The organism is Stenotrophomonas sp. SY1 (assembly GCF_021202945.1).
In the GTDB taxonomy this organism is placed as follows: Bacteria; Pseudomonadota; Gammaproteobacteria; order Xanthomonadales; family Xanthomonadaceae; genus Stenotrophomonas.
In genome coordinates, this window is the sequence record NZ_JAJOYR010000002.1 from 988,826 (window position 1) to 1,013,068 (window position 24,243).

A 24,243-nucleotide genomic window follows, 5' to 3' on the forward strand; every position below is an offset into this window, starting at 1 on the left:
GCAGAACCAAGAGCCTCCCCACAGAGGCGGGGCTGGAAACTGATCGGAAAAGTAAGCAGCCGGGTTGTTCCCTTCTCCCCCTTGCGGGGGAAGGTACCCGAAGGGCGGATGGGGGAGCTTTTGGATTTGGGCTTTGGAAGCAACATGCTCAATTCACTTACGCCACTCCACCCTCCCCTCTCCCCAACCCCTCTCCCGTAAAGGGAGAGGGGCTTGAAGCTAAAGAACAAACGCCACCTTTCGGTGGCGTTTGTTCTGCATCAGTTCCAGCCGAGCATCACTTCTTGCTCAGCTGTTCCCACAGGAAGCTATAGGCCAGTGCCGACATGTGCGCGGCCTGCGCATTGTTGGCTGCGCCACCGTGGCCACCTTCGATGTTCTCGTAGTAGGTCACGTCCTTGCCGGCGTCGATCATCTTGGCCGCCATCTTGCGGGCATGGCCCGGATGCACGCGGTCATCGCGGGTGGAGGTGGTGAACAGCACCGGCGGGTAGCTCTTGGCCGGATCGAACAGGTGGTACGGCGAGAAGGTCTGGATGAATTCCCAATCGGCCGTATCCGGGTTGCCGTATTCGGCCATCCACGAGGCACCGGCCAGCAGGTGGCTGTAGCGCTTCATGTCCAGCAGCGGAACCTGCACCACCACCGCACCGAACAGCTCCGGGTACTGGGTCAGCATGTTGCCGGTCAGCAGGCCGCCGTTGCTGCCGCCCTGCACGCCCAGGTGCCGGGCCGAGGTGATGTTGCGGCTGACCAGGTCCTGCGCCACCGCCGCCATGTCCTCATACGCCTTGTGACGGTTCTGCTTCAGCGCGGCCTGGTGCCAGCGCGGGCCGTACTCGCCACCGCCACGGATGTTGGCCACGACGTACACGCCGCCCTTGTCCAGCCAGGCGCGGCCCATGCCGCCGGAGTAGCCCGGGGTGAGCGAGATTTCAAAACCGCCGTAGCCGTACAGCAGGGTCGGGTTGGAGCCATCCAGCTTCATCGCCTTGTCGTGCACCACGAAGTACGGCACGCGGGTGCCGTCCTTGCTGGTGGCGAAGTGCTGCTCGATCACCTTGCCGTTGGCGTCGAAGAACGCCGGCATGGTCTTGAGCACTTCCGGCTGCTGGCCGATTTCAGCCAGCGACAGCGTGGTCGGGGTCAGGTAGTCGGTGACGGTCATCCACACCGCATCGCTTTCGTCCGCGTCCACCGCGCCGATGCCGATGGTGCCGAACGCCGGTGCGCCGGTGAAGTCGCTGGTGGTCCAGCCGTTGGCGCCATGGGTCAGCACCTGCAGGCGGTTCTTGACGTCATCGAGCACGTTCAGCACCACGTGCGACTTGGTCCAGGACATGCCGGCCAGCGAAGTGGTCTGAGTCGGTGCGAACAGCACGTCGAACTCGCGCTTGCCGGCCATGAAATCATCGAACTTCGTGGCCAGCAGCGAACCGGCGGCGTAGGTCTTGCCGCCCACGGTCCACGGCTCGCGCAGCTCCAGGGTCAGCCACTCGCGGTGCACGCCCTTCTCGGCCGAATCCGGTGCATCGATCTTGGTCAGCTTGCCGTCGGCACCGAGCACGTACAGCTCGTTGTTGTAGAAGGCGATCGTGCGGCTGACGTAGTTGCGCTCGAAGCCCGGCGTGTCGTCGTGGATCGCCGCGATGTACATGTCTTCCGGCTTGCCCTCGTACACGGTCGTGGCCGCAGACATCGGGGTGCCACGACGCCACTGCTTGACCACGCGCGGGTAGCCGGAGGTGGTCATCGAGCCGTCACCGAAATCGGTGTAGACGAAGACGTTGTCCTGGTCGATCCAACCCAGGCCGCCCTTGGCTTCCGGACGGAAGAAGCCGTCCTTGATCCAATCCTTCTTCGACAAATCGAATTCGCGGGTGACATCGGCGTCGGCGCCGCCGCGCGAGAGCGCGATCAGGCAGCGGGTGTATTCCGGACGCAGGCAGTTGGCGCCATGCCACACCCAGTTCTCACCCTCGGCCTTGTTCAACGCATCCAGGTCCAGAATCGTTTCCCACAACGGCTCGGCCTTGCGGTATTCGGTCAGCGTGGTACGGCGCCACACGCCGCGCTCATGCTGCTTGTCCTTCCAGAAGTTGTAGTAGTAGTCGCCGATCTTCTGCACGCCCGGGATCTTGGCGTCCGAATCGAGCACCTCGCGGATGCCGGCTTCCATCTGCTTGAACTGCGGGCTCTGCGCCAGGCGGCCCTCGGACTTGGCGTTCTGCTCCTTCACCCAGCCCAGCGGCTTGTCGCCGGTGACGTCTTCCAGCCAGGCGTAGGTGTCCTTGGGCGCGTCAGCGGCCATGGCCGCGCCGGCCAGGCCGGAGGAAAGCAGGCCGGCCACAAGGCAGGCGGAAGTGATTCGGGACATGTTGGCTCCGTGCGGACATAGGCCGCGAACGCTAGCACAGCCGTCCCACCACTCCCCCTGTCAAAGGTCAGGCTGCCTGCGACCACCGCGGCCGTGCCGGGCGGCGGGCCCGGCGCGCCTGCGGGCCACGCCGGCGCGGGCTAGCCTTCCGGTTGCGCCATGCCGCCGGCAGGCGGAAACGGTGCAAGGCCCACCAGGCCGCCAATGGCATGCCCACCAGCCACAACGGCAACCAACCGATCCATTCGCTGTGGCCGCGCGCGGCTGGCCACACAAGTACCAGCGCCAGCCCGGCAAGGGCGGCCTGCCTGACGCAGCGCAACACGCGCGGATCGGGGCAAGGAAATTCGTTACGGCGGTGCGAGGAAGCCTTGGAGCTGGGCATGACGTTCTCCGACAACACAGTGGTGTTGGACGCATCCTCCTTGTGGCCCATCTCACGGATTGCGACCTGGCATTGACGCGCCCATCGCTGCCCGCCGAACATGCTCCCCGTCACCCGCTCTGGCGCCCCAACCGTAATGCGACTGATTCCTGCGTTCCTGCCCGCCCTGCTGTTGAGCCTGACCCTGCCGCTGGCACCTGCCCTCGCGCAGGATGAGCCCGCCCCGGCGCCCGTGGTGGAAGGCAATGCCGATGGCCCGGTGGACCTGCAACGCTTCATGGGCCGCTGGTACGTGATTGGCCGCGTTCCCAACCACATCGAGCGCGGGCACGTGGCCAGCGTCAACACCTACACGCTGCGCGAAGATGACAAGGTCGCCATCAACTACCAGTTCCGCGAAGGCTTCAGCCAGCCTGCGGAAGAACTGAGCATCCGCGCCAAGGTCGACGATGACAGCGGCAACCGCCGTTGGCGCACGTGGTTCTACAAGATCGTGCCCACCCACTCGCGCATTCTGGAAGTGGCACCGGATTACTCCTGGGCACTGATCGGCTACCCCGGCCGCGAGATGGCCTGGATCTTCGCCCGCCAGCCGGACATGGACAACGCGCTGTACCGCCAGTTGGCGCAGCGTCTGCGTGACGACTACGACGTCAACACCGACAAGCTCAAGCGCGTGCCGCAGCACCCGGAGCAGGTGGGACGGCTTGGGTTTGAAGTGCCAAGCAAGAAGTAGCAAGCCGCCAACACTAGGCATCGCAACCACGCAGGAGCGGCTTCAGCCGCGAAGCCGGGCAAGTTTCCGTTGCCCGGTACGCGTGCAATTGCGGATTTCCCCGTAGACGGACGCGCTGTCAGCTTCGCGGCTGAAGCCGCTTCCACATGGCTGCGGCGATTCTCGAGCGCTGGCTGGAGCTTCGAATCCGCTGCTGCGGATTTGCGTTGATCTTCCAGCGCTCGGCTTCAGTCGTAGTTGCTCAGCGCCAGCGACAACAAGGCCTTGGCCTGCTCACGCAGCGATTGCGGCTCGATGATCTCCGCGTCCGAGCCGTAGTGCAGCACGTCCATCAGCAGTTCGCGCGAGACGCTGTACGGCACCTTCAGCTCATAGCGGCCGTCGGCCAGAAAGCGGCCCTGCTGCTTGGAATGCCAGTGCTCGTCGGCCACCCAACGCGCGGCCTTGGCACTGAACACGATGGTCGCCCAGCCCTTGGGGGCACCGGAGAAAATGCCGTAGCTGGCGGCCAGCTGCTCGTTCAGTTCCTCATCGGGCACGTCGCGCGCGGTTTCGTCCAGCAGCCGTGCCTGATGGATGCGGTCCACCGCGAAACTGCGTACCGCATCGCGGCTGTGGTCCCAGGCGTCGAGATACCAGTTGTCGCGGTAATGGGTGATGCGCTGCGGCGATACCGTGCGGCGGGTCGCCTCGTCGGTGGAACGCGCGCGGTATTCAAAGGACAGCTGCTTGCGCTCCAGCACGCCCGAAGCGACCGTGCGGAAGCTGGCTTCATCCAGCTTGCGGCCCCGGTGCGGGATCACCCGCACCCGCTCCACCGGCCAGGAGGAAGCACCGGCCTGCGCGGCCAGCAGTCCTTCGATGCGCTGCTGCAACGGCGCCAGCACCGAGGACAGCACCCCGCCACCGGTCCGAGACAGCAGGTGCTGGGAGGCCAGCAGCGCGTGCAATTCCTCGGAGCTGAGCCACAGGCCCGGCAGTTCGAAGCGGTCGCTTTCCGTGCTCTGGTAGCGGAACCCGGCTTCGCCGTCACCCTCCACCGGCGCCATCAGCGCGTCACGCAGGAAGGCCAGGTCGCGATAGACCGTGGCACGGGAGCAGCTCAATTCCTCCTGCAGACGCGCCACCGTGATCGGGTAGCGGGCGGATTTGAGCAGACGATGCAGCGCGTTGATGCGTTCATAGCGGTCCATGGACCCGATTATGTCCGAGTCCGGGCAGCAATGGAGCCGGGTGCCCAGCTCAACCGGGAATGAAGCCGGGGCGGGCCCCAGCCCAGTCAGCCGCAGGGCTTCCGCTATCATGAAAGCGTTTACCCGCACCCGTTTTGCCCCTGGAGATCCTCGATGTCCCTGCGTGTTTCACTGATCCTGCCGTTGCTGCTGCTCTCCCCGCTGGCCTGGGCACAGGACGCCTCCGAGCTGGCCGCCATGACCTCGCCCTGGAGCGGCAGCGGCGGTGAGCTGGGCTTTGCCTCGGCCCACGGCAACAGCACCACCGAAAGTTTCAACGGCCGCCTGAAGCTGCGTTACAGCGACAACGACTGGGTCCACAGCATGGACCTGTTCGGCCTGCGCTCCAGCGCCGAGTACACCACCACCAATGATGACGGCAGCACCGACCGCAGCCGCCAGACCACCGCCAACCGGTACACCGCCAGCGCCGGCAGCGCCCTGCAGTTGGGCGAACACCGCCAGCTGACCGCCACGGTGCGTCATGAGCGCGACGATTTCGCCACCTACGACCGCCAGAGCAGCTTCGGTCTGGGTTACGGCACGCGCCTGATCGACGGCGAACGGCTGGTGCTGGATACGCAGATCGGCCCCGGTGTGCGCCGTTCGCACAATGTCGATACCGACGAGGACCGCACCGGCCTGATCGGCCGCGGCGTGTTCGACCTGAAGTTCGCGATGACCGAGAACACCGAGCTGGTCAACAACCTGCTGATCGAATCGGGTTCGTACAACACCTTCGCCCAGAATGACTTCGGCGTGTCGGTGAACATGAACAAGCACTTCGCCCTGAAGGCCGGCTGGCAGGCCCGCCACAACAGCGACGTGGCCGAAGACAAGCGCAAGACCGACACCCTGACCACGATGAACGTGGTTTACAGCTTCAAGTGAGATTGAGGATCGGGGATTGCGTAGGGCGCAGCCATGCTGCGCTGTGGCTTTGTCGGTAAGGCCCCTGCCGAGCATGGCTCGGCACTACCGAACTCCGATCCTTTAATCCACCCGTCCAAGCAGCTCGCCCGCACCGGCATCCAACAACTGCCGGGCGACATTGCGGCCCAGTGCCTCCGGGTCGCTCGCCGGGCCGGTCGCTTCCGCACGCACGGCGCGGCCATCGGCCACGCCGCCCACCAGACCCTGTAGCCAGAGTTCCTGGCCCTGCCACTGCGCCAACCCGGCCACCGGCACGTGACAGCTGCCGTCCAGCGCGCGGTTCATTGCCCGCTCGGCCTCCACGCAGGTACGGGTGTGGGCATCGTCCAATGCCGCCAGCAGTGCGATCACCGCCGCATCGTCCTGACGGCATTCAATGGCCACCGCGGCCTGTGCCGGTGCCGGCAGCCAATGCGGCGCACGCAGGCGGTCGCGGATGCGCGCGCCCAGTTCCAGCCGCTCAAGGCCTGCGCAGGCCAGGATGATGGCGTCGTATTCGCCGGCATCGAGCTTGGCCAGGCGCGTATTGACGTTGCCACGCAGATCGCGTGCCACCAGGTCCGGACGCAACGCGCGCAGTTGTGCCTGGCGACGCAGCGACGAAGTCCCCACCACTGCGCCCGGTGGCAATGCGTCCAGGGTGTCGTAATGGTTGGAGACGAAGGCATCGGCCGGATCGGCACGGGTCAGGATCGCCGGCAGCACGAACGGCGGCTCCAGTTCCATCGGCACATCCTTGAGCGAATGCACCGCGCAGTCGGCTTCGCCGCGCATCATCGCCAGCTCCAGTTCCTTCAGGAACAGGCCTTTGCCACCAATCGCCGCCAGTGAACGGTCCAGCACCTCGTCACCACGCGTGCTCATCGGCACCAGTTCCACCACCAGCCCAGGATGGGCCTGACGCAGACGGTCGGCGACATGTTCGCTCTGCCACAGGGCAAGCGGGCTCTTTCGGGTAGCGATGCGCAGGGTACTCATGCGCGCCATTATCGCCGCTGCCGGCGCGGCGGTCACAGCCGGACCAGTTCGATCTTCAGGTTGGCCACGCAGCGGCGGCTGACTTCCAGCGGCTGGGCCACGTCACGCAGCACCGCCTGCACCTGCCCGGCCGAGGTACGCCGCACTTCCTGCAGGCGGTCGCGGGCGATCAGGCAGTTGCGGTGAATGCGGATGAAGCGCTCGCCGAATTCCTCCTCCAGCGCACGCAATGACTCTTCGATCAGGTCCTGGCCGCGCGCATGGTGCGCCACGACGTATTTCTCCTCGGCCTGCAGGTAGTGGATGTCCTCCACCGGCACCAGCCGCAGATTGCCGCGCAGCCGTGCGCACAGTACGCGCCGCGCCTGGGCCGGCGACACCGGCAGCGCCGATGCGCGCCCGGCAATGAAGGTGCGCACCCGCTCCAGCGCCGTCGCCAGCCGCTCGGCACGCACCGGCTTCATCAGGTAATCGATGGCGGCCGCTTCGAATGCGGACAGCGCATGCGCGTCATAGGCGGTGCAGAACACCACCGCCGGGCGCGGCTGGAACTGGGCCAGGTGCCGTGCCGCTTCCAGCCCGTCCACGCCGGGCATGGCGATATCCAGCAGCACCATGTCCGGCAGGGTCTGGGCGCAGGCGTGCAGTGCTTCGGCGCCGTTGCTGGCCTCGGCCACCACGGTCACCCCTTCGTGTTCGGCCAGCAACGCGCGCAGACGCTCGCGCGCCAAGGGCTCGTCATCGGCGATTACCACCTTCATGCCAGCAACCTCCCCAGTTGCGGATCACGCAGGCGGCCATGATAGCCAGCCCGGCGCGAAGCTGCCGGCAACAGATGCGGAACTGCGCAGCCCTTCACACGCCGCTCACTGCTGGGCGAAGCGTGCCTGCATCCAATCACCGAGCGCGTGGATTTCCTCGGCGCACACCTGGTGCGCCATCGGATAGCGATGCCATTCCACCTTGAAACCCAGATCCTTGAGCACCTGCATGCTGTGATCGGCGATCTGCACCGGAATCACCGGGTCGGCGCTGCCGTGGGCCATGAACACCGGCTGGGAGGTGGCGCCTTCGGCCAACTGCGCTGCGGCGGCATCGACTTCCGGCAGGTAGGTGGACAGGGCAATCAGACCGGCCAGCTGCTCGCGGCGCTTCAGGCCGGCAGACAAGGTAATGGCACCGCCCTGCGAGAAACCGGCCAGCAGGATGCGGTTGAGCGGAATGCCACGGGCCTGCTCGCGGGCGATGAGTTCTTCAACCTGCACCACGGATTCGGCGACGCCCGTGGCGTCGGCGCGGCTGCGGAAATCCATGCTGACGATGTCGTACCACGCCCGCATCGGCATGCCGTTGTTGATGCTGACCGGACGCTTGGGCGCATGCGGAAACACGAAGCGCAGCGCCGGCCATTGCGGGCGCACCAGTTCCGGCACGATGGGCGTGAAATCATGGCCATCGGCACCAAGGCCGTGCAGCCAGATGATCGACCACTGCGGCGATGCGCCGGTTTCCTGCTCCACCGTTTCCAGCATGTTGTACGACTCCCAAGGACAGACGGGAGATTATGCCGGGTTGAGCAGGGCCGCAGGCTGCGAATCACCTGCGGCAGCGTGGCGCCATGTGCGACGGAGCGTTCAACGGCAGCGCCGGGGCGCGCTCAGCGGGAGCGTCAGCTGTGAAGTCCAGCGGAGCATGGCTCCGCTCCACAGATTCGCCGCTTCAGTCCTGCAGCGGCTCACGCATCGCCGCGGCGCGCAGCTCGGCGGCGCGCACCAGCACCTGCGGCGGGCTGGTTTCTTCCGGAATCGACAACAGCTTGTGACGACGCAGCCAATCACCGGTCCGGCGCGAGGACGTCCACGCCACCACCGGTACGGCCAGCGCCATGCCAACCACCACCGGCGCCATCCACGCGGCCAGCGGTGGTGACACCGCGTAGGCCATCGCGCCCATCGCCAGGCCGAACAGGCTCAGCCCGCCGTAGCTGCGCAACAAGGCGCTCAACGGGATGCTGCCATCGTCGCGCTGCTGCGCGTCCCAGCCCGAATCCCTGCCGGCCAGCACTTCAGCCACGCCACGCGACTGCACGTACATCACCACCGGCGCCATCAATGCGGCCAGCAGCGTTTCCAGCAACACCGAGAAGAACGCACGCAACGCACCGCCACAACCGATGCGCTCGTTGCGCGAGGTCAGCATCGCCACGTAACCCATCAGCTTGGGCGCCAGCAGTACCGCCATGGTCACCGCAAACACCCAGACCACGCCGGCCTGGTCCAGCCCGCGCCAGTAATGCGCCGGCGAAGCCTTCAGGTGCAGCTCTTCCATCAAGTCGATGCCACCGTGGATCAGCGGGATCGCGATGCCGATCAGCATCAGCATCGCCCACATCGGCGCGGTGAAGTAATGGCCGATGCCGATCATCATGTGCACGCGGTTGATCCAGTGCAGGCCCGGCGTGGCCACCACCTTGGAGTGCTGCAGGTTGCCCTGGCACCAGCGGCGGTCGCGGATCAGCAGGTCGGTCAGTGTCGGCGGGCCTTCCTCGTAGCTGCCCTGCAGATACGGCACCATGTGCGCGGCCCAACCGCCACGGCGGATCAGCGCGGCTTCGACAAAGTCATGGCTGAGCACGTGGCCGCCGAACGGCTTGCGCCCCGGCAACTCCGGCAGGCCCGCCTGCTCGGCGAACGCGCGGGTGCGGATCACTGCGTTGTGGCCCCAGTAGTTGCTCTCGGCGCCGTGCCACCAGGCCACGCCGTAGGCCATCACCGGGCCATAAACGCGGCCACCGAACTGCTGCATGCGGGCGAATGCGGTGCGGCCGTTGACCACCGCCGGCAGTGACTGGATCAGGCCCACGGTCGGGTGCTTTTCCATCGCCGAGCACAGCCGCACGATCACGTCGCCGGTCATCAGGCTGTCGGCGTCCAGGATCAGCATCTGCGGATAGGCGCCGCCGAAGCGGCGCACCCAGTCGGCGATATTGCCGGCCTTGCGGCCGACGTTGCTGGCACGGCGCCGGTAGAACAGCCGCCCCGCCCCGCCGGTCGCCTCGACAAGGCGTGCGAACACCTGTTCCTCGGCACGGCCGATGTTGTCGCGGGTGGTGTCGCTGAGCACGTAGAAATCGAAATGGTCGAGCTGGCCGGTGGCCGCCACCGACTCGTAGATCGCCTGCAGCCCGGCCATCATCCGGCGCGGGTCTTCGTTGTAGGTGGGCATCAGCAGCGCGGTGCGGCTTTCCAGCACCGGCAGCGGCGTGTCCGGATAGATGCCGAGCTTGCGGCGGCCGCGCAGCAGCGCCTGCAGGCCGGCCAGGCTGCCGACGAAGGACAGGGCGATCCAGGCGAACAGCGCCACGAACAGCGCCAGCAGGCAGGCCTCCAGCACGTTGATGCCGCCGTTTGCCAGCACCCGCGCCATCATCCAGGTAGCCGCCGCCGTCATCAGCGCGGTGCTTCCGAACACATAAAGGCGGCGCAGGCCGATGTTGGGCGGCGCGGTCATCTGTCGGGCTACCTGCAACGAGCCCTTGCGCAGGGACTGCTCGGGCATCGGCAACGGGTGCTCGGCCGGCAGTACCGCCATGCCCGCGTCCAATGCGGCCTTGTCAGCGATCTGGGTGTTCATCGACGGCTCCCTGCCGCTGCTGCCAGCAGGCCATTGCATCGTGCGCGAAGACGCGCTGCACCGTGCGATTCACTGCTTGCGTGTTGCACCGGGATTCCTTGAAGGGAGAGCGTGATGTGCGGGGAAATTAGAAGATCGAACCTAAACCTGCGGCAAACGCAGCTTGCACCGCGTTGGCGGTGCGAGCCATCCGGCATGCGGGAGCCCCCTCAACCGCGCCATTCGGCCCTGCAAACCCCGGCTGGCAAAAGCCTGCCGGTCGCGTGGGCGGGCCAATTATCCACGAAGGCAAAGTGCCACGGCGAGCGCGGCAGGTGCTGACGTGACACAGCACCCGTTACCGGCAGCAATCCCGGCCAATCATCAACGCCGCACCGCACACGGCCGGGACGGAACCCGCCTGGGCGGCTATGCACCGGCCAACCTGAACAGGGGGTTTCGCAGCAGCGGCCGGCACAGCGGGATGGCTGGGCCGGTCCCGCCAGATGCGCGAAAAGCGACCGGCAGGCCCTACCGGCCGGAACGCTCAGGAAGGACGCCCGGACAACAGGCCGATGCGGCGGAACCACATTTCCAGGGGCACGGTGACCAGCGGCGGCACGGCCGCGACCAGCGCCACGCCCATCGCCCACAGCGGCCAGCGCAGCTTGCCCCAGGCGTACAGCGTCACCACCACGTAGAACAGGAAAGCCGCGCCATGCAGCGGCCCGAAAATCCGCACGCCAAGGTCGGTGATCTCCAGACCGCGCTTCAACAGCATGCCGATCAGCAACCCGGCCCAGGTGACGCCTTCGATCATCGCGGCGGTGGCGAACAACTTCCCGGCGGGGGACATCGGTTTGGCGGGCATTGCAACTCCGGTTGGATTCTGGGGACCGGCGATTGTAGGCGGCGGGCAGAGGGGCGTTAAGGGGAGATGAGTGGTGTCGGGGGAATGGGCAGGGGACAAAGCGTCAACGGTCCCCCTCCCCAACCCTCCCCTGCGCCTGCGGCGCAAGGGAGGGGGTTGATCCAGCGATCTGCCAGATTGTGATCAAGCCGCTCCAGCTCCCTCCCTTTGGCGTAGCCAAGGGGAGGGTTGGGGAGGGGTGACTTTCCACTGCACCGCTATCGCAGCTCTCCAACCCCGCCTCACACCCAGCCGCGCCGCCTGAACCACGCCAGCGGCACCACGATGCTTGTCAGCACCGCCACCAGGGCGATGGCGTAGCCGTAATGCCACTGCAACTCCGGCATGGCCGCGAAGTTCATGCCCCATACGCCCACCAGCACGGTCGGCGGAATGCCCACCACCGAAGCGACCGCCATCACCTTCATCACTTCGTTCTGGTCCATGTTGATCAGGCCCAGCACGCTGTCGAGCAGGAACTCGATGCGGTCACCCAGCTGCTGCTCGAACTCGCTCAGCGAAGCAACATCCTTGAGCACCAGGGTGATGCGCTTGTGGGTGTGCTCACCAAACCATTCGGGCATGGACTCATCCAGGTAGTTCAGCATCCGCAGCAGGCCATGCAGCGTGTTGTGCAGGATGCCGATCTGCCGCCCCATCTGCCCGACTTCATGCAGCATGTGCTCCAGCCGTCGCGCCGCGCGGCGCCGCTTGGGCTTGTTGAACGCCTGCCGCGAGAACTCGCTCATGGTGCTTTCCAGTGACTCGAGCAGGTCGGCAAGGTGGTCGACGATGCGCTCGATCATGCGCAGGAACAGATCCGCCGGGCCGTCGCAGGGGTGCTTGTCCAGGTCCGCCTCCAGCGTCGCCAACGCCGGCACCGGGTACTCGCGCTGGACCACCAGCGCACCCGGCGCCACCACGAACCCCAGCGGCGCCACGCCGTGCGCGGCCTCGTACTGGAAACGCGGCAGGTTCAGCACCAGTGCCTGCCCTTCCACGCGGACCCGGCTGCTGAACTCGATCTCACTGATGCCGGCCCGGTCGGGAATGGCAAAGCCCACCCGCTGCGCGGCCTGCGCCAGCTCCTCCGGCGTGGGCTGGCACAGGTCCACCCACAACGCCGTTGCGCCGCTTGAACCGGGCTGGGCGATGGTCCGGCAATGGAGCATGGTGCGCACCTCGAAGGGAAGCCAGGCTGCATCGTCCATCCCCGGATGCCGGCGCGTAAAGCCCGGCGCCGGATCGGTTGCAATCCCGGCGGGGCTTCACGCAAGCTCTGCGCTCTTTCGGCCAATGGTGTTTCCATGCAAGACAACATCCTCCAGATCATCCCCGCCACCGGCTGGGTCGCCGTGTTCGAAGAAGGCGGCGAAGAAAGCGCGCAGACGCTGGTGTGCTTTGCAATCGCAGGAGGCGCAGTGCGCCCGATGGTCGCCAACGGCAAGCTGATCAGCCTGGCCGACACCCTGCCCAACTTCGTGCGCGTGGAAGAGCTCGAAGCGTTCGAAGGCGAGGATGAGGACGAAGAAGAAGACGAGGAAGACGAAGAGGAAGACGAGGAAGAAGAGGACGAGGAAGAAAACTGACTCGCTTCCGCACCGCCTCCCGCCCTTAGCGCGGGAGGCCTGCTGTTGTTGCATGAGCGGTGCACGTCACTAAGCCCGCCATCGTTCCCATGGCGTTGATTGCCGCAGTCTTCGCGATCCGTCGCTTTACCCGCTTCGCGGTTTACGCCGCTCAAAACTGCCGCGTCGGAAAGACAAGCGGCTCCGCGGCCAAGGCCATTCCTACGGCATTGGTGTCACTGCGTTGTCACCGCTGGCTGCCAGCCTGCGTGGTTGTTTCCGCAACGGACCACCGCGCCATGTCGCCACGCCCTCTGCTGCTCGCCCTGCTTGTCGCCACCTGCGTGGCTGCCCCCTGCGCCGCCAACGCATCCGTTGTGCATCCACCGCTGCAACAACATGGCGGCAGCTGGGATGCCGGACACGTGCAAGGCATCGCCGTGGATATGCGCGGTGGCTACATCTATTACTCCTTCACCAATCTGCTGGCGCGTTACGACTTCAGCGGCAAGCTGATCGGCACGCTGGTGGGCTGGACCGGCCATCTCGGCGACCTGGACTTCAATGCCGCAGACGGCAAGGTGTACGGCTCGCTGGAATACAAGAAGGACCAGGCGTTCTACATCGCGATGATCGATGTCGCGCGCATCGACCGCGTTGGCATCAATGCCGCCGACACCGACATCCTGCGCACCGTCTACCTTCCCGAAGTCAATGCCGACTACACCGCCGATGTGAATGGCGACGGCCGCTTCGACGGTGACGACGGCAAGTATCGCGATGATGTCACCGCGTCGCCGGATCACCGTTACGGCTGCTCCGGAATCGACGGCGTTTCGTTCGGGCCCCGTTTTGGCAGCAACGACGGATCGCCCCTGCTCACGGTTGCTTACGGCATCTACGGCAACACGCAGCGCAATGACAACGACCATCAGGTGCTGCTGCAGTACGACGTTTCGCAGTGGGAGCAACTGGCGCAACCACTGTCCGAGCAGGCACCGCATCACAGCGGCCCTGCCACCGTGGATGGAAAGTACTTCGTGCGCACCGGCAACACCAGTTACGGCGTGCAGAACCTGGCCTACGACAGCGCCCAGCAACGCTGGTTCATGGGCGTCTACCAGGGAAAGAAGGCCGAGTTCCCCAACTACCGGATGTTCGCTGTTGAAGCGCAGGCAACACCGGAACGTGGCGACCTGATCGGCGTACCGGGCAAGCGCAGAGGCCGCTGGGAACAAGGCCAGCTGCTGCCATTGGCCGATGCCGGATTGAGGCACGAAGCCACCGGCATCCGTGGCTGGAACCAGAAGGCCGATGTCGGCCTGCAACCCATTGGTGATGGGCTGTTCTATCTTGTCGAGAACTCGAAGGAGGACGGCAAGCAACGCGCAGACCTTCAGTTGATGCGCTGGAGCGGCGATGCGCAGCAGCCTTTCATCAGCGTGGATGCAGACCGGCGGTGAAGCGCACGCTGCCGTAGGAGCGGCTTCAGCCGCGAGGCTGATGACGTGCCAGAAACCCGGGACATCCAAGCGCTTGCAGTTGCGTGATGTACGCGACGCGAGCGTACCCGCTTCGCGGCTTGCGCCGCTCCTACAAGTTTCATTCGCACATGCGTCATACGGTTGCGTATGCACGACACGCAAGAAAAGCCTGCTTCACACATCCGCATGTGCAGGGTGAAAACGTAAAGTTTCTGTAATTGTCCGGACGTATCGTTGCGCCGCTTGCACGGCGGAACCTCAGCTGTGTGCGGTACTCCCACACTTCTCCGGAACAGATCCATGCTCGAACTCAGAACAACGGCGCTTGTCAGCGCCATCATGGTTGCGCTCAGCGTTTCGCCCGACGTGCGCGCCCAGCAGGCGGACACCGCCAGCGTGCAGAACATCGGCACCGGCAACCTGCGCGGCCGCGTGCTCAACACCGCCACTGGCGACTACCTGCGCAATGCCGAAGTTCGCATCGAAGGCAGCCGCAATGTCAGCTACACCCAGGAGGGTGGCCACTTCCAGCTCACCGGCATTGCGGCCGGTGATGTCACGGTGGTGGTGAAGTACACCGGCCTGCAGGAATCACGCAGCACGGTGCGTATCGACGCCGGCAAGACCGCCACGCTGGACGTGTCGCTGAAGGCACCGTCGTATGCCGCCGGCGGCGGCGAAACCACCGACCTGGACATGATCCAGGTCACCGCATCGCGCGATGGCCAGGCCAGCGCCATCATGGAACGCCGCGCGGCGATGAACGCCAAGAACGTGGTGGCCGCCGACAACTACGGCGCGCTGACCATGGGCGACGTCGGCGAGTTCATGAAGTCGATGCCGGGCCTGTCGCTGGATTACACCGAAGTGGACGCAACCGCCGTGCGCATCGACGGACTTGACCCCAAGTATTCCACCTTCACCACCGACGGCGCGCGCATGGCCACGGCCACGTCGAACAACAACTCCGGCCGCCAGAACTCGTTCGAGCAGATGTCCATCACCGGCATCGAGTCGATCGAGTTGAACCACACGCTCACCGCTGCGATGGATGCCGACTCACCCGGTGGCAACATCAACCTGCGCAGCAAATACGCCTTCCAGCGCAGCAAGCGCGACCTGGTGTTCCAGCTTGGCGCGGTGGGCACGTCGGATTCGACGTGGTCGCGCAAGTATTTCCCGGATGACAAGAAGCACGCGACGATCTACCCGTCCGGCCAGTTCGGCTTCGGCGATGTGTTCATGGACGGACGCTTCGGCGTGGAGTTCAACGCCAGCTACAACGCCAACTACGTGCAGCAGGACCGCATCCAGACCGACTACGCCTACAAGCCCGACGGCAGCGCGATGCCCTACCGCGTGATGTGGCGCCCGGGACCGAAGATGACCAGCCGCACCGCGGCCAACCTGAGCCTGGACTACCAGATCACAGACAACCTGGTCGCCTCGCTGCGCAGCACCTACTCCATGTACGACGTGGAGTATTTCAACCAGTACACGTATCTGATCTTCGGTACCCCGACCAAATCGGAAGCCGCGCCTGGCTCCACGCCCGACCACATCGTGGTCAAGCCCAACGGCACCAACACCCGCCTGCACACCCAGTACTCGCACCGTTATGCGGGCACGCCGGCCTACCTCATCGCGCCCAAGCTCGAATACAAGGGTGAAAGCTGGGAGGCCGTGCTGCGCGGCAGCTACTCCGCAGCCGAATTCAACTTCCGCGACAAGAGCAAGGGCTTCTTCCAGCGCTCCGACAGCTGGCTGACCGGCATCGGCTTCAACCTGGACCGCCCATCGGAAAGCTCGCATGCCTGGGATCTGGAACAGACCGCCGGCCGCCCATGGGATGACCCGTCCAACTTCAACCGTGATGCGGCCATCGGCTACAACGTGCGCACCGCCGAGTCCGACGCGCTCAACGATCAGTACGGCGTCAACCTGGACCTGAAGAAGCACCTGATCTGGAACGACAACCCGATCACGCTGATGGGCGGTGCCGGCACCCGTCGCAATGACTGGCGCACCAACGAAGGCTCGTGGCAGCAGTACAAGTACGTTGGCCCGAACGGCAGCCAGACAGATCCATCGGCCTCGGTGCCGTGGACCGGCGATTACGACTTCGAGATCATCGGCACCGGTGCCGGCAACATGAACGACCAAGGCTGGCGTGCCGACAACAACTACGCCATGTACGACATCTACAAGGAGCACCCCGAGTACTTCGTGCCGGATGTGGTCGGCAACCTCAAGCGCCAACTGGACAACAACAAGCGCATCCAGGAAGAAGTGGACGCGGCCTACATCGAGGCCGAAACCCGCATCGGTGACGCACGCTTCGACCTGGGCCTGCGCTACGAGAAGACCCGCACCGCCGCGCGCGTGGCCGACGTGCGCCCGGCCAGCGAGGTCAAGGAGGCCGGGTTGGACCCGAACACCGTCGAAGGCCTGATGTACCAGTACAACAACGGCCGCTACACCACCCGCAAGGGCGAGTACGACGACTTCTTCCTCAGCGGTGGCATGAAGTACGACTTCACCGACAAGCTGGTCGGGCAGCTGTCCTTCAGCGAATCGATCCTGCGCCCGGACTACGGCAATCTCGGCGGCGTGGTGTCGGTGAACGAGGACACGATGATCGTCACCGTGCCCAACGCCCAGCTCAAGCCGGAGCGTTCCACCAAGTACTACGCCAGCCTGCAGTACTACCTGGAACCGTCAGGCATGCTCGGCCTGTCGTACTACAAGCTGGACATGACCGACATGCAGGTCACCGGCGTCAGCGTTGACCCGGAAGAAGTCGGCTTCAATCCCGGCGACTACGAGGGCTACACCTTCCGCAGTGCGCAGAACCTGCCGGGCACCAGCACCAATGAAGGCGTGGTGCTGGAGTACAACCAGCAGCTGACCTTCCTGCCGGGCGCATTCAAGGGCCTGAGCCTGTACGGCTCACTGACCCATGTGAACCCGGATGGTCCGCGCCAGAACATTCCCAAGGAAGCGGCCAACTGGGGCATCCGCTACAACTACGGGTGCTTTGATTTCCAGATCAACGGCAACTACCAGTCCAGCCATCGCATCAGCGCGCTGAGCAACACCGAGACCACGGCCAACAACGGCATCCTGTACCGCGACTCGCGTGAGCTGTGGAACATCAGCGCCAGCTACAAGCTCACCGACAACATCGACGTGATGCTGGCCGGCCGCAACATCTTCAACGCGCCGGAAGTCATCTACTCCAACATCCCCAGCCGCGTGCAGATGTACACGGTCTACGGCTCGATGTGGAACTTCGGCATCCGCGGCCGTTTCTGAGCCCGAAACCCGCAGCAGCCCATAGCCCCTCTCCCGCAAGCGGAAGAGGGGTTGGGGTGAGGGCAAGCTTCAAGCTAGGCGCTCGCCTCCCATCTCCTCACAACGCCTCGCCAGGAAACTCCACCATGACCCTCAACATAGACCGCCGTCGCCTGATCATCGGCGCCGGCCTTGGCCTGGGCGCACTGCTGCTGCCGGCGGGCAGCCTGCTGGCCTCCGAGGTTCTTGCCGCCAAAGGCTTCACCCACAACGTCGCCAGCGGCGAACCCGGTCCGGATTCGATGCTGTTGTGGACACGCTACGTGCCGCCCGGCGATGTTGAAGAAGTCACCCTGCATGCCGAGATCGCACTGGACGACACGTTCAGCCGCGTGGTTGGTGGTGCCAGCGTGCGCACCGGCCGCTACCGCGACTGGACGGCCAAGCTCACCCTCGACGGACTGCAACCGGGCACCACCTACTGGTACCGCTTCATCGCGCCCGACGGCAGCATCTCGCCGGTGGGCCGCACACGCACCTTGCCGGTAGGCGAAGTAGCCGGCTTCAAGCTCGGCCTGTTCTCCTGCTCCAATCTTCCCATCGGCTGGTTCAATGCCTACGCACACGCTGCCGAGCGCGAGGACATGGATCTGTGGCTGCATGTGGGCGACTACATCTACGAGTATGGGATTGCCTCGTACAAGCCGCATGACCGCATCACCGAACGCAAGGTCTTGCCGGCCCACGATCATGAAATGGTGTCCCTGCTCGACTACCGCATGCGCCTGGCCTGCTACCGCGCCGACCCGGACCTGCAGAAGCTGCACCAGATGGCACCCATGGTCGCGTTGTGGGACGACCACGAAATCACCAACGACAGCTGGGAAGGCGGCGCGCAGAACCACCAGCCGGACACCGAAGGCGACTGGAACGTCCGCAAGGCCGCCGCCGTGCAGGCCTACCGCGAATGGATGCCGGTCTCGGACGAACCCTGGAAGGCCTACCCGATCGGCACCCTGGCCACGTTGTACCGCACCGAATCGCGGTTGATCGGCCGTACCCGACCGGCCGATATCAACAGCGCCTTTGCTGCCGGCACAGATTCCGCGCTGGAGGCGTTCCGCGATGGTCCGTGGATGGACCCTTCAGCGACGATGCTCGGCCTGGAACAGGAAAGCTGGCTGCACCGCGCTTTGAAAGCCAATGCGCGCAGCAGCCGGTGGCAGATGGTTGGCATGGGCACCATCCTCGGCCGCACCGTGATGCCAGAGGAAACGGCCGGCTGGCTGCGCCCGGATGCCAGCGAGCGCACGCAGCAGGCATTCAGGAACAATATCCGCGCCGCACGACTCGGTGTGCCGATGTGGATGGACCGCTGGGACGGCTATCCTGCAGCGCGCTCGCGTCTGTTGCGCGCTGCCCAGCATGCGGACGCCAACCTGGTAATGCTGTCCGGCGACAGCCACAACGCCTGGGCGTACTCGCTGGTGGAAGGTGGCCAACCCGCTGGTGTCGAATTCGCGGTGCAGGCCGTTACGTCCGGTGGCATCGAGGGCAGCCTGGCAACCGACCCGCGCAACGTGGCCCGCGCTTTCATCGCCAGCAATCCGGAACTGAGCTGGTGTGATACCTCGCAACGCGGCTACGCGATGATTGAAATCACTCCGCAGCGCATCACCGGTGAGTGGGTTTTCATGCAGGGCATCAAGACGCGCGGCACGGCGGTGGCAGGAACGCACCGGATGAGTGTTGACCACGGGCGGAAGGTGTTTGCTGGATAGCGTTGAAATGAGGGCGATGCTGGAGTGGGGTCGCTTCAAGATCCAAAAGACATCCGAAGTCTTTCGATCAGAAGCAACGCACGCTTCGCCCCGGCCCTCATCCGCCCTTCGGGCACCTTCTTCCGCCAGCGGGAGAAGGGCTAGCGGAAGCTCTGCTCTAAAGCCCCTCTCCCGTTCACGGGGCGATGCCGGCCTGCCTGCGAACCCTTGATTCGCAACCGTTGGGCGCCCTTGCGCTAGCGCAGGGCGGGGCTGGGGTGAGAGCAATGTCGAAGCAGCCTCACCTCAAACCTCACATCGCACCCGAAGCCGTACAACCAAAAGCGCTGCGAAATAGACGCCAATCCTCACCCCCGTATCAATGATGCCGCCCATGCGCGCGCCCCGAACCTGACTTCTTGCCGCCGCCGTCCTGTTTGTTCACCGTCGCCCAGGCTATGCGTGCCGCATCCTTCTTCGATCGACCTTCTTCGCGCTCGCTGTGCTCTATATGTGCGGCCTGACGCTTCTGCTTGTCGGTATACGCACTCTTGTCACCACGTGTCATCGCCTTGCTCCTTCCTGACATGAGCGCCACCGTAGCCACGCGCGCGTAATCGGCTTGTGGATGAATCATCGGAAGGGCTCTGAAAATAGTGCACACGTCCCACATTCATTCGCCGCTTCATCGTGGGTTGCGGAACTTGAATTGCGGTTGCTTCCCTATCGCTAACATCGCAGGCGCATTGCTTTAACCCGCTGCCGACTAAGGTGCAGGCGCAGGTTCGTTGCATGGAACCTGCACAACCATCATTCGGATGGAGGATTGCTGATGAGATACCTACACGTTCGGAACTTGATCTTCGCGGCACTCATGCTGCCGGCATGTGCCCCCGTCGCGGTTGCCAGCATGGGCAATCCACCGGCACAGGATGCGCAATCGGCCAAGGCCGGGCACGACGATCAGTCCGCACAGCCTGGCAGCGATGCCTGGATCACCACCAAGGTCAAGGCCGACCTGCTCGCCACCAAGGATGTTCCCGGCATGGACCTGCGGGTTGATACGCGCAACGGTGTGGTAACACTCGCCGGCCGTGTCGATACGCAGGCAGAAGCGGATCGCGCGATCGCCGTGGCCCGGAACATCAAGGGTGTCACCCGCGTGGACAGCAGCGGCCTCGTGGTTGGCCGCTCCGGTAGCGGCTACTGAGCCGCGAAGACTCCTGCATCACAGGCCCTTGGCGTCCGCCGCCAAGGGCCTGCTTCTCCTCTTGCCCGCACAGGTACCGCCAATGGAAACAGTTCACTTTTTTCTTGAAGGCCCCGGCCGCGAAACCATAGCCGTCACCCCCGTGGATGAAGGCGAATGGCATGAATCACAGCGCACCAACGATGTACGCCGCGCGATGATCGATGAAGAGGGAAACATCGCCGAGCAAACCGACAAGAACGGCTACCGCTATCAGTTCCGCGGTCGCTACGGGGTGTGGTCGCTGGTCGTTTCAGACTGATCATTCAGATTGATCAAACACGCGATTGACGAACGGCTACGCAGTCCCGGCCGACGCTCGTCAGCTCGTGCAGTCTGACAAGCCGTCTCCACTGCCAACCCTGAGGCAAGGCTCCCTACCCGGGAGCCTTGCCGTGACCGCGTTCATGTCAACTCAATGCTTCGGGTCCATGCGGTCCTTCTGCGGTGCGTCGCGGTCCTGCATGTCCTTCTGATGACTGGGCTCACCACGCGACGCCTGTCGCGACGGATTGCCTTTGCGCGCGTCGTCCACGCCTGGACGTCCCTGACGCGTCTGGTCCTGCTTGTTCTGGTTCGGGTGGTTCTGGGTGCCCATGGGCGACCTCCAACTCACGGCAACGTGCCGCAACGCCAGATTGCGCGTGCCGGAGTTATCAGGCCGTTGCCGGGTGTATGCAGTTCGCCACAAAGCTGACCTCGGCCACCGATCCCGGACTCACCAAAGCCCGAGCACAGCCGAATTCCGTGACCTTTCCGGGCCCGAGCACAATGCGGATTTCCGCGCCTTTGTGGCATGACATGCAAATAATCGAATGACGCATGCAATGCCCGGTCCATATGCAATGACCCAGCGGGAAGCGGCCTCAGCGTGACCTCATGCTATTGCTCATCGACGCATCGCACTGTCTTGAGACTGCGTAACTGACCCTTTCGCGGATCCTGCGAGCCATGGCCTCCAGTCCATCCAGGCGCGCATGCAGATAGCTGTCCGACGGCAGTAACGCACGTAGCTGGTCGCTGGCCGTCACCGACCAGTTCTCTTTTGCGGCCTGCGCTTCCACTTCGGGCACCCCTGTTACCCACGGCAGCATCATGGCCTTCTGCGAACGCGAGTGCAGTGTCTGCACGGAGCCGTCTGGCCACAACAGCTGTACCACGGCGAACGGATAGTCGTCAGTCCAGCTCACCCCTCCGTTCTCGCCATACAGATCATCGACCAAGGCCACCGTTCCCCGGTTCTTCACGTACTGCCCACCCAGCACGCGCTGCGTCTCCACGCTGCAAGGCGACGGCGGCCGGGTAGGCCAAAATTCCTTCGGCATCAGCTGCCTGCGCGAGTATCGCGACGCCACTGCCCGTACTCCCCTGTCACGCGGCCATGGCGGAGCGATCAGCGCATCGACCAATGCGCGTGCCGTCCCGGCATCGACATGCAGTCGCAGATCCTTCGCGACATGGGTCCTGCTCTCGTAACGTGCATGCATTTCGTAGCCGCTGCCATCCGCATGCCGTTGCAGTACGAAGCGCTCGTTGATCGAGTCCCAGCCCATGTGTTGGTAGTTGATGAGAATGCGTTGCGGAACTACAGCGCTATCCTGTGCCGCAGCCACAAGCGGCAGCGACAACAGCACCCCAAGGCAACCGCCCCATATACGCCTGGCGGCCTGTCGCATTGCGCGGACAGCGCTCATTGGCTGGCCGTCGCCCCGCCGAGATGCCGGCTCAGGAAGCCAAGCAATCGTGCGTAGTACTCGCGACGATGCTCCTGTGTGTAGAAGCCGTGGCCCTCGTTCGGGTAGTACAGCGTTTCCACCGGCACCCCGGCACGCTTCAATGCGCGCTCCATGTTCCTGCTGTGCTCGATCGGCGCGCGTTCGTCCTTGCCACCCGCTGCGAGGAACACCGGCACTTTGATCTGCTCCGCCAATCGGGTCGGCGAACGTGCCCCCAAGGTACTGCGTGCCCCCAGCCAATCGGCTGCCCATGTCCGCCCCGACCGGCTGCCCTCGGAAGCGTCACGGTGCATCAATTCCAAGTCGTAGACGCCAACATAACCCACCGCGCAGCGATACAGCTGCGGATCTCGCACCGCACCCATCAATGCCGCATAGCCCCCGTAACTGGCGCCGTAGATGCAGATGCGTTCACGGTCGGCGATGCCCTGCTCGACCGCCCAGTGCGTCGCATCGACCAGATCGGCCTGCATCTTGCCGCCCCACTCCTGTGCACCGGCATCGCGATACGCCGCACCGTAGTTACCGGAACCCCGGTAATTGACCCGCAAAACCCTGTAACCGGCATCGGCGAGCAATTGCGCGTCCAGGTCGAAACCCCACGCGTCGAAGACGCCGAACGGACCGCCGTGCGGCAGCAGCACCATAGGGCCTGGGCCACTGGCCACGGCCTTGGGCTCGGTCAGATAACCGTGCAACATCATTCCGTCGCGTGCGCGGAAACTGAAGTAGCGCGATGCCGGCCGCTGGTCGGGCACGAACCACTCGCGTCGACTGAAGATCCGATCGGCCTCGCGCGTCTGCGTGTCGAACAGGAAATAATCACCGTTGTTGCGGTCGCTCCACACGTACAGCAGCACCTGCCGGCCATCGCGGGTAGCCGAGGTCATACGCACTGCGTCGCCGTTGAAGGCCTTCTCCAGACTGCGGTAGAGACGCGCGGTGCGCGCGCCCTCGTCGAAGAAGCGATTGACCACCTTCTCCCGCATGTACGAGGCACCGATTGGCGTCTTGCCGTCCATGTCATAAAGGATATGCAGCGGATCGACCACCTCGTCGTGCAGCAGCTCAGCTTGTTGGTCGGTTGCCGGATCCCAAGAAACGATGACGTCCGGCCCGCGATCACGCTCGACCTGCAGGTAGGCAAGCCTGCCATCAGCGCTGAAACCCAACGGGTAGCGCCGCTGCTTGCTCACCTTTTCATCATTGAGCAGACGCCACGACTGGCCTCGCGCCTCGCGGTAATAGAGCTTGGACAGGTTGTCGGCGTCCGCCCCGACGGCGAAGCGCACTTCGCCCTCCCGGTCGGACTTGAAACTCGCCCGCCGCACCGGCACGTCGGCGACCCGAATGCGGTTGCGGTTGTAGATATCCAGCTTCTCGATGCGGATGTGCGGGTCGTTGGCAATGGGAACAGCCGAGACGAGGACATTGCGCTCATCACCGTCCAAGGTATCGAGCATGTAGACCGACTGATCGAGCGTGTTCTTGTATTCGGAAACGATCCCGGCCCGCTCGTTGGTTCCATATGGGCTGGCCAGCAACATGCTCTGTTTGCCGTCGACGTTGACCGCGTACAGCTCACCGATTGATGAGGGCTCGTCGCGCGATCCCTGCCGACGCGCCATAGACATCACCACGCGCTCGTTGTTGGCCCACCAGAAGTCATCGACCACCGAGTTGGCGGGGCCGGATACCTTGGCGGTGAAGGCCTGGTCCGAACGACGCAGGATCAGCAGTGCGGTGCGATCCTCCAGCGGCGCGGTCACCGCGAAGTACTGCCCATCCGGCGAAATCTTCACCCATTCGTACATGTCCTGACGGACGTATGGCGCCAGATCCAGCGTTTGGCCAGCCTGCACTGCGCCGATCGAAAACATCCCGCACAGCAACATTCCCCATGCCCGCGAAACCGACATTCCCGTCCCCTGTTGATACCAGCCCCCGCTGGCCTGCGGAGCATGGCGAAAACCGGGGTCAGAGTCGAGT

The 24,243-nt window shown here is 64.6% G+C and carries 20 protein-coding genes and 1 pseudogene; 8 read left to right on the top strand and 13 right to left on the bottom strand.

Annotated features, from left to right (window positions below; genetic code table 11):
- Window positions 1–277: 277 nt before the first annotated feature.
- Both LR961_RS15950 and LR961_RS15955 read right to left on the bottom strand, forming a co-directional pair.
- Window positions 278–2,377, bottom strand: coding sequence for a prolyl oligopeptidase family serine peptidase (locus LR961_RS15950; RefSeq protein WP_232150923.1), 2,100 nt, complete (start codon window positions 2,375–2,377; stop codon window positions 278–280).
- Window positions 2,378–2,444: 67 nt separating this feature from the next.
- Window positions 2,445–2,762, bottom strand: a complete 318-nt coding sequence (locus tag LR961_RS15955) for a hypothetical protein (protein ID WP_232150924.1) — start codon at window positions 2,760–2,762, stop codon at window positions 2,445–2,447.
- Between the two features lie 136 nt (window positions 2,763–2,898).
- Between LR961_RS15955 and LR961_RS15960 the strand changes: the two genes are divergently transcribed.
- Complete coding sequence (locus LR961_RS15960; protein WP_232150925.1) at window positions 2,899–3,498, top strand: lipocalin family protein; 600 nt, start codon at window positions 2,899–2,901, stop codon at window positions 3,496–3,498.
- Between the two features lie 227 nt (window positions 3,499–3,725).
- Here the strand turns inward: LR961_RS15960 and LR961_RS15965 are convergent, their stop codons facing one another.
- Window positions 3,726–4,691 (bottom strand): YafY family protein, encoded by a 966-nt coding sequence (locus tag LR961_RS15965; RefSeq protein ID WP_232150926.1) that lies wholly within the window; start codon window positions 4,689–4,691, stop codon window positions 3,726–3,728.
- A 153-nt stretch (window positions 4,692–4,844) separates the two neighbouring features.
- Here LR961_RS15965 and LR961_RS15970 point away from each other — a divergent pair, with 153 nt between their 5' ends.
- Entirely contained in the window at window positions 4,845–5,621 is a 777-nt protein-coding gene (locus tag LR961_RS15970; protein ID WP_232150927.1) for a DUF481 domain-containing protein, read from the top strand.
- A 102-nt stretch (window positions 5,622–5,723) separates the two neighbouring features.
- Here the strand turns inward: LR961_RS15970 and hemC are convergent, their stop codons facing one another.
- The 6 genes from hemC to LR961_RS16000 form a co-directional block, all read right to left on the bottom strand.
- Window positions 5,724–6,641, bottom strand: a complete 918-nt coding sequence (gene hemC / locus LR961_RS15975; protein WP_232150928.1) for a hydroxymethylbilane synthase — start codon at window positions 6,639–6,641, stop codon at window positions 5,724–5,726.
- A 32-nt stretch (window positions 6,642–6,673) separates the two neighbouring features.
- Window positions 6,674–7,402, bottom strand: coding sequence for a LytTR family DNA-binding domain-containing protein (locus LR961_RS15980; protein ID WP_232150929.1), 729 nt, complete (start codon window positions 7,400–7,402; stop codon window positions 6,674–6,676).
- 105 nt (window positions 7,403–7,507) lie between these two features.
- Complete coding sequence (locus LR961_RS15985) at window positions 7,508–8,173, bottom strand: alpha/beta hydrolase (RefSeq protein WP_232150930.1); 666 nt, start codon at window positions 8,171–8,173, stop codon at window positions 7,508–7,510.
- A 187-nt stretch (window positions 8,174–8,360) separates the two neighbouring features.
- Window positions 8,361–10,274, bottom strand: a complete 1,914-nt coding sequence (gene mdoH / locus LR961_RS15990) for a glucans biosynthesis glucosyltransferase MdoH (RefSeq protein WP_232150931.1) — start codon at window positions 10,272–10,274, stop codon at window positions 8,361–8,363.
- A gap of 526 nt (window positions 10,275–10,800) precedes the next feature.
- Window positions 10,801–11,109 (bottom strand): DUF3817 domain-containing protein, encoded by a 309-nt coding sequence (locus LR961_RS15995; RefSeq protein WP_232151173.1) that lies wholly within the window; start codon window positions 11,107–11,109, stop codon window positions 10,801–10,803.
- Window positions 11,110–11,405: 296 nt separating this feature from the next.
- Window positions 11,406–12,335: a CorA family divalent cation transporter gene (locus tag LR961_RS16000; protein ID WP_232150932.1), complete on the bottom strand. Its 930-nt coding sequence runs from the start codon at window positions 12,333–12,335 to the stop codon at window positions 11,406–11,408.
- Window positions 12,336–12,470: 135 nt separating this feature from the next.
- On the opposite strand from LR961_RS16000, the gene LR961_RS16005 reads away from it, so the two are divergent.
- The 4 genes from LR961_RS16005 (at window position 12,471) to LR961_RS16020 (ending at window position 19,290) form a co-directional block, all read left to right on the top strand.
- Window positions 12,471–12,752 carry a hypothetical protein gene (locus LR961_RS16005; RefSeq protein ID WP_232150933.1) on the top strand — a complete coding sequence of 94 codons (282 nt, stop codon included), beginning with the start codon at window positions 12,471–12,473 and terminating at the stop codon, window positions 12,750–12,752.
- A gap of 278 nt (window positions 12,753–13,030) precedes the next feature.
- On the top strand, window positions 13,031–14,194 hold the full coding sequence (locus LR961_RS16010) for a hypothetical protein (protein ID WP_232150934.1): 1,164 nt from the start codon (window positions 13,031–13,033) through the stop codon (window positions 14,192–14,194).
- A 321-nt stretch (window positions 14,195–14,515) separates the two neighbouring features.
- Window positions 14,516–17,530: a TonB-dependent receptor gene (locus LR961_RS16015; RefSeq protein WP_232150935.1), complete on the top strand. Its 3,015-nt coding sequence runs from the start codon at window positions 14,516–14,518 to the stop codon at window positions 17,528–17,530.
- A gap of 125 nt (window positions 17,531–17,655) precedes the next feature.
- Window positions 17,656–19,290 carry an alkaline phosphatase D family protein gene (locus LR961_RS16020; RefSeq protein ID WP_232150936.1) on the top strand — a complete coding sequence of 545 codons (1,635 nt, stop codon included), beginning with the start codon at window positions 17,656–17,658 and terminating at the stop codon, window positions 19,288–19,290.
- A gap of 358 nt (window positions 19,291–19,648) precedes the next feature.
- Here LR961_RS16020 and LR961_RS16025 read toward each other — a convergent pair whose 3' ends face one another.
- Window positions 19,649–19,837 carry a hypothetical protein gene (locus tag LR961_RS16025; protein ID WP_232151189.1) on the bottom strand — a complete coding sequence of 63 codons (189 nt, stop codon included), beginning with the start codon at window positions 19,835–19,837 and terminating at the stop codon, window positions 19,649–19,651.
- A gap of 396 nt (window positions 19,838–20,233) precedes the next feature.
- On the opposite strand from LR961_RS16025, the pseudogene LR961_RS16030 reads away from it, so the two are divergent.
- A pseudogene (locus tag LR961_RS16030) lies at window positions 20,234–20,479 on the top strand (BON domain-containing protein); the annotation flags it as partial.
- Between the two features lie 82 nt (window positions 20,480–20,561).
- Window positions 20,562–20,780 (top strand): hypothetical protein, encoded by a 219-nt coding sequence (locus tag LR961_RS16035; RefSeq protein ID WP_232150937.1) that lies wholly within the window; start codon window positions 20,562–20,564, stop codon window positions 20,778–20,780.
- Between the two features lie 153 nt (window positions 20,781–20,933).
- On the opposite strand, the gene LR961_RS16040 is transcribed toward LR961_RS16035, so the two are convergent.
- From LR961_RS16040 to LR961_RS16050, 3 genes are all read right to left on the bottom strand, one after another.
- On the bottom strand, window positions 20,934–21,116 hold the full coding sequence (locus LR961_RS16040) for a hypothetical protein (protein WP_232150938.1): 183 nt from the start codon (window positions 21,114–21,116) through the stop codon (window positions 20,934–20,936).
- 268 nt (window positions 21,117–21,384) lie between these two features.
- Window positions 21,385–22,212 carry a hypothetical protein gene (locus LR961_RS16045; protein ID WP_232150939.1) on the bottom strand — a complete coding sequence of 276 codons (828 nt, stop codon included), beginning with the start codon at window positions 22,210–22,212 and terminating at the stop codon, window positions 21,385–21,387.
- Window positions 22,209–24,134, bottom strand: a complete 1,926-nt coding sequence (locus LR961_RS16050; protein ID WP_232150940.1) for a S9 family peptidase — start codon at window positions 24,132–24,134, stop codon at window positions 22,209–22,211. Before LR961_RS16050 ends, LR961_RS16045 begins: the two co-directional genes overlap by 4 nt.
- Between the last annotated feature and the right edge of the window lie 109 nt (window positions 24,135–24,243).

Excerpts from the sequence above, each read along its gene's own strand:
- LR961_RS15950 (WP_232150923.1), bottom strand. The coding sequence starts at position 2,377 with ATGTCCCGAATCACTTCCGCCTGCCTTGTGGCCGGCCTGCTTTCCTCC.
- LR961_RS15985 (WP_232150930.1), bottom strand. The coding sequence starts at position 8,173 with ATGCTGGAAACGGTGGAGCAGGAAACCGGCGCATCGCCGCAGTGGTCG.
- hemC (WP_232150928.1), bottom strand. The coding sequence starts at position 6,641 with ATGAGTACCCTGCGCATCGCTACCCGAAAGAGCCCGCTTGCCCTGTGG.
- LR961_RS16000 (WP_232150932.1), bottom strand. The coding sequence starts at position 12,335 with ATGCTCCATTGCCGGACCATCGCCCAGCCCGGTTCAAGCGGCGCAACG.
- LR961_RS16015 (WP_232150935.1), top strand. The coding sequence starts at position 14,516 with ATGCTCGAACTCAGAACAACGGCGCTTGTCAGCGCCATCATGGTTGCG.
- LR961_RS16040 (WP_232150938.1), bottom strand. The coding sequence starts at position 21,116 with ATGGGCACCCAGAACCACCCGAACCAGAACAAGCAGGACCAGACGCGT.
- LR961_RS16010 (WP_232150934.1), top strand. The coding sequence starts at position 13,031 with ATGTCGCCACGCCCTCTGCTGCTCGCCCTGCTTGTCGCCACCTGCGTG.
- LR961_RS15955 (WP_232150924.1), bottom strand. The coding sequence starts at position 2,762 with ATGCCCAGCTCCAAGGCTTCCTCGCACCGCCGTAACGAATTTCCTTGC.
- mdoH (WP_232150931.1), bottom strand. The coding sequence starts at position 10,274 with ATGAACACCCAGATCGCTGACAAGGCCGCATTGGACGCGGGCATGGCG.
- LR961_RS16050 (WP_232150940.1), bottom strand. The coding sequence starts at position 24,134 with ATGTTTTCGATCGGCGCAGTGCAGGCTGGCCAAACGCTGGATCTGGCG.
- LR961_RS15960 (WP_232150925.1), top strand. The coding sequence starts at position 2,899 with ATGCGACTGATTCCTGCGTTCCTGCCCGCCCTGCTGTTGAGCCTGACC.
- LR961_RS15980 (WP_232150929.1), bottom strand. The coding sequence starts at position 7,402 with ATGAAGGTGGTAATCGCCGATGACGAGCCCTTGGCGCGCGAGCGTCTG.
- LR961_RS16005 (WP_232150933.1), top strand. The coding sequence starts at position 12,471 with ATGCAAGACAACATCCTCCAGATCATCCCCGCCACCGGCTGGGTCGCC.
- LR961_RS15995 (WP_232151173.1), bottom strand. The coding sequence starts at position 11,109 with ATGTCCCCCGCCGGGAAGTTGTTCGCCACCGCCGCGATGATCGAAGGC.
- LR961_RS16045 (WP_232150939.1), bottom strand. The coding sequence starts at position 22,212 with ATGAGCGCTGTCCGCGCAATGCGACAGGCCGCCAGGCGTATATGGGGC.
- LR961_RS16035 (WP_232150937.1), top strand. The coding sequence starts at position 20,562 with ATGGAAACAGTTCACTTTTTTCTTGAAGGCCCCGGCCGCGAAACCATA.
- LR961_RS16020 (WP_232150936.1), top strand. The coding sequence starts at position 17,656 with ATGACCCTCAACATAGACCGCCGTCGCCTGATCATCGGCGCCGGCCTT.
- LR961_RS16025 (WP_232151189.1), bottom strand. The coding sequence starts at position 19,837 with ATGACACGTGGTGACAAGAGTGCGTATACCGACAAGCAGAAGCGTCAG.
- LR961_RS15965 (WP_232150926.1), bottom strand. The coding sequence starts at position 4,691 with ATGGACCGCTATGAACGCATCAACGCGCTGCATCGTCTGCTCAAATCC.
- LR961_RS15970 (WP_232150927.1), top strand. The coding sequence starts at position 4,845 with ATGTCCCTGCGTGTTTCACTGATCCTGCCGTTGCTGCTGCTCTCCCCG.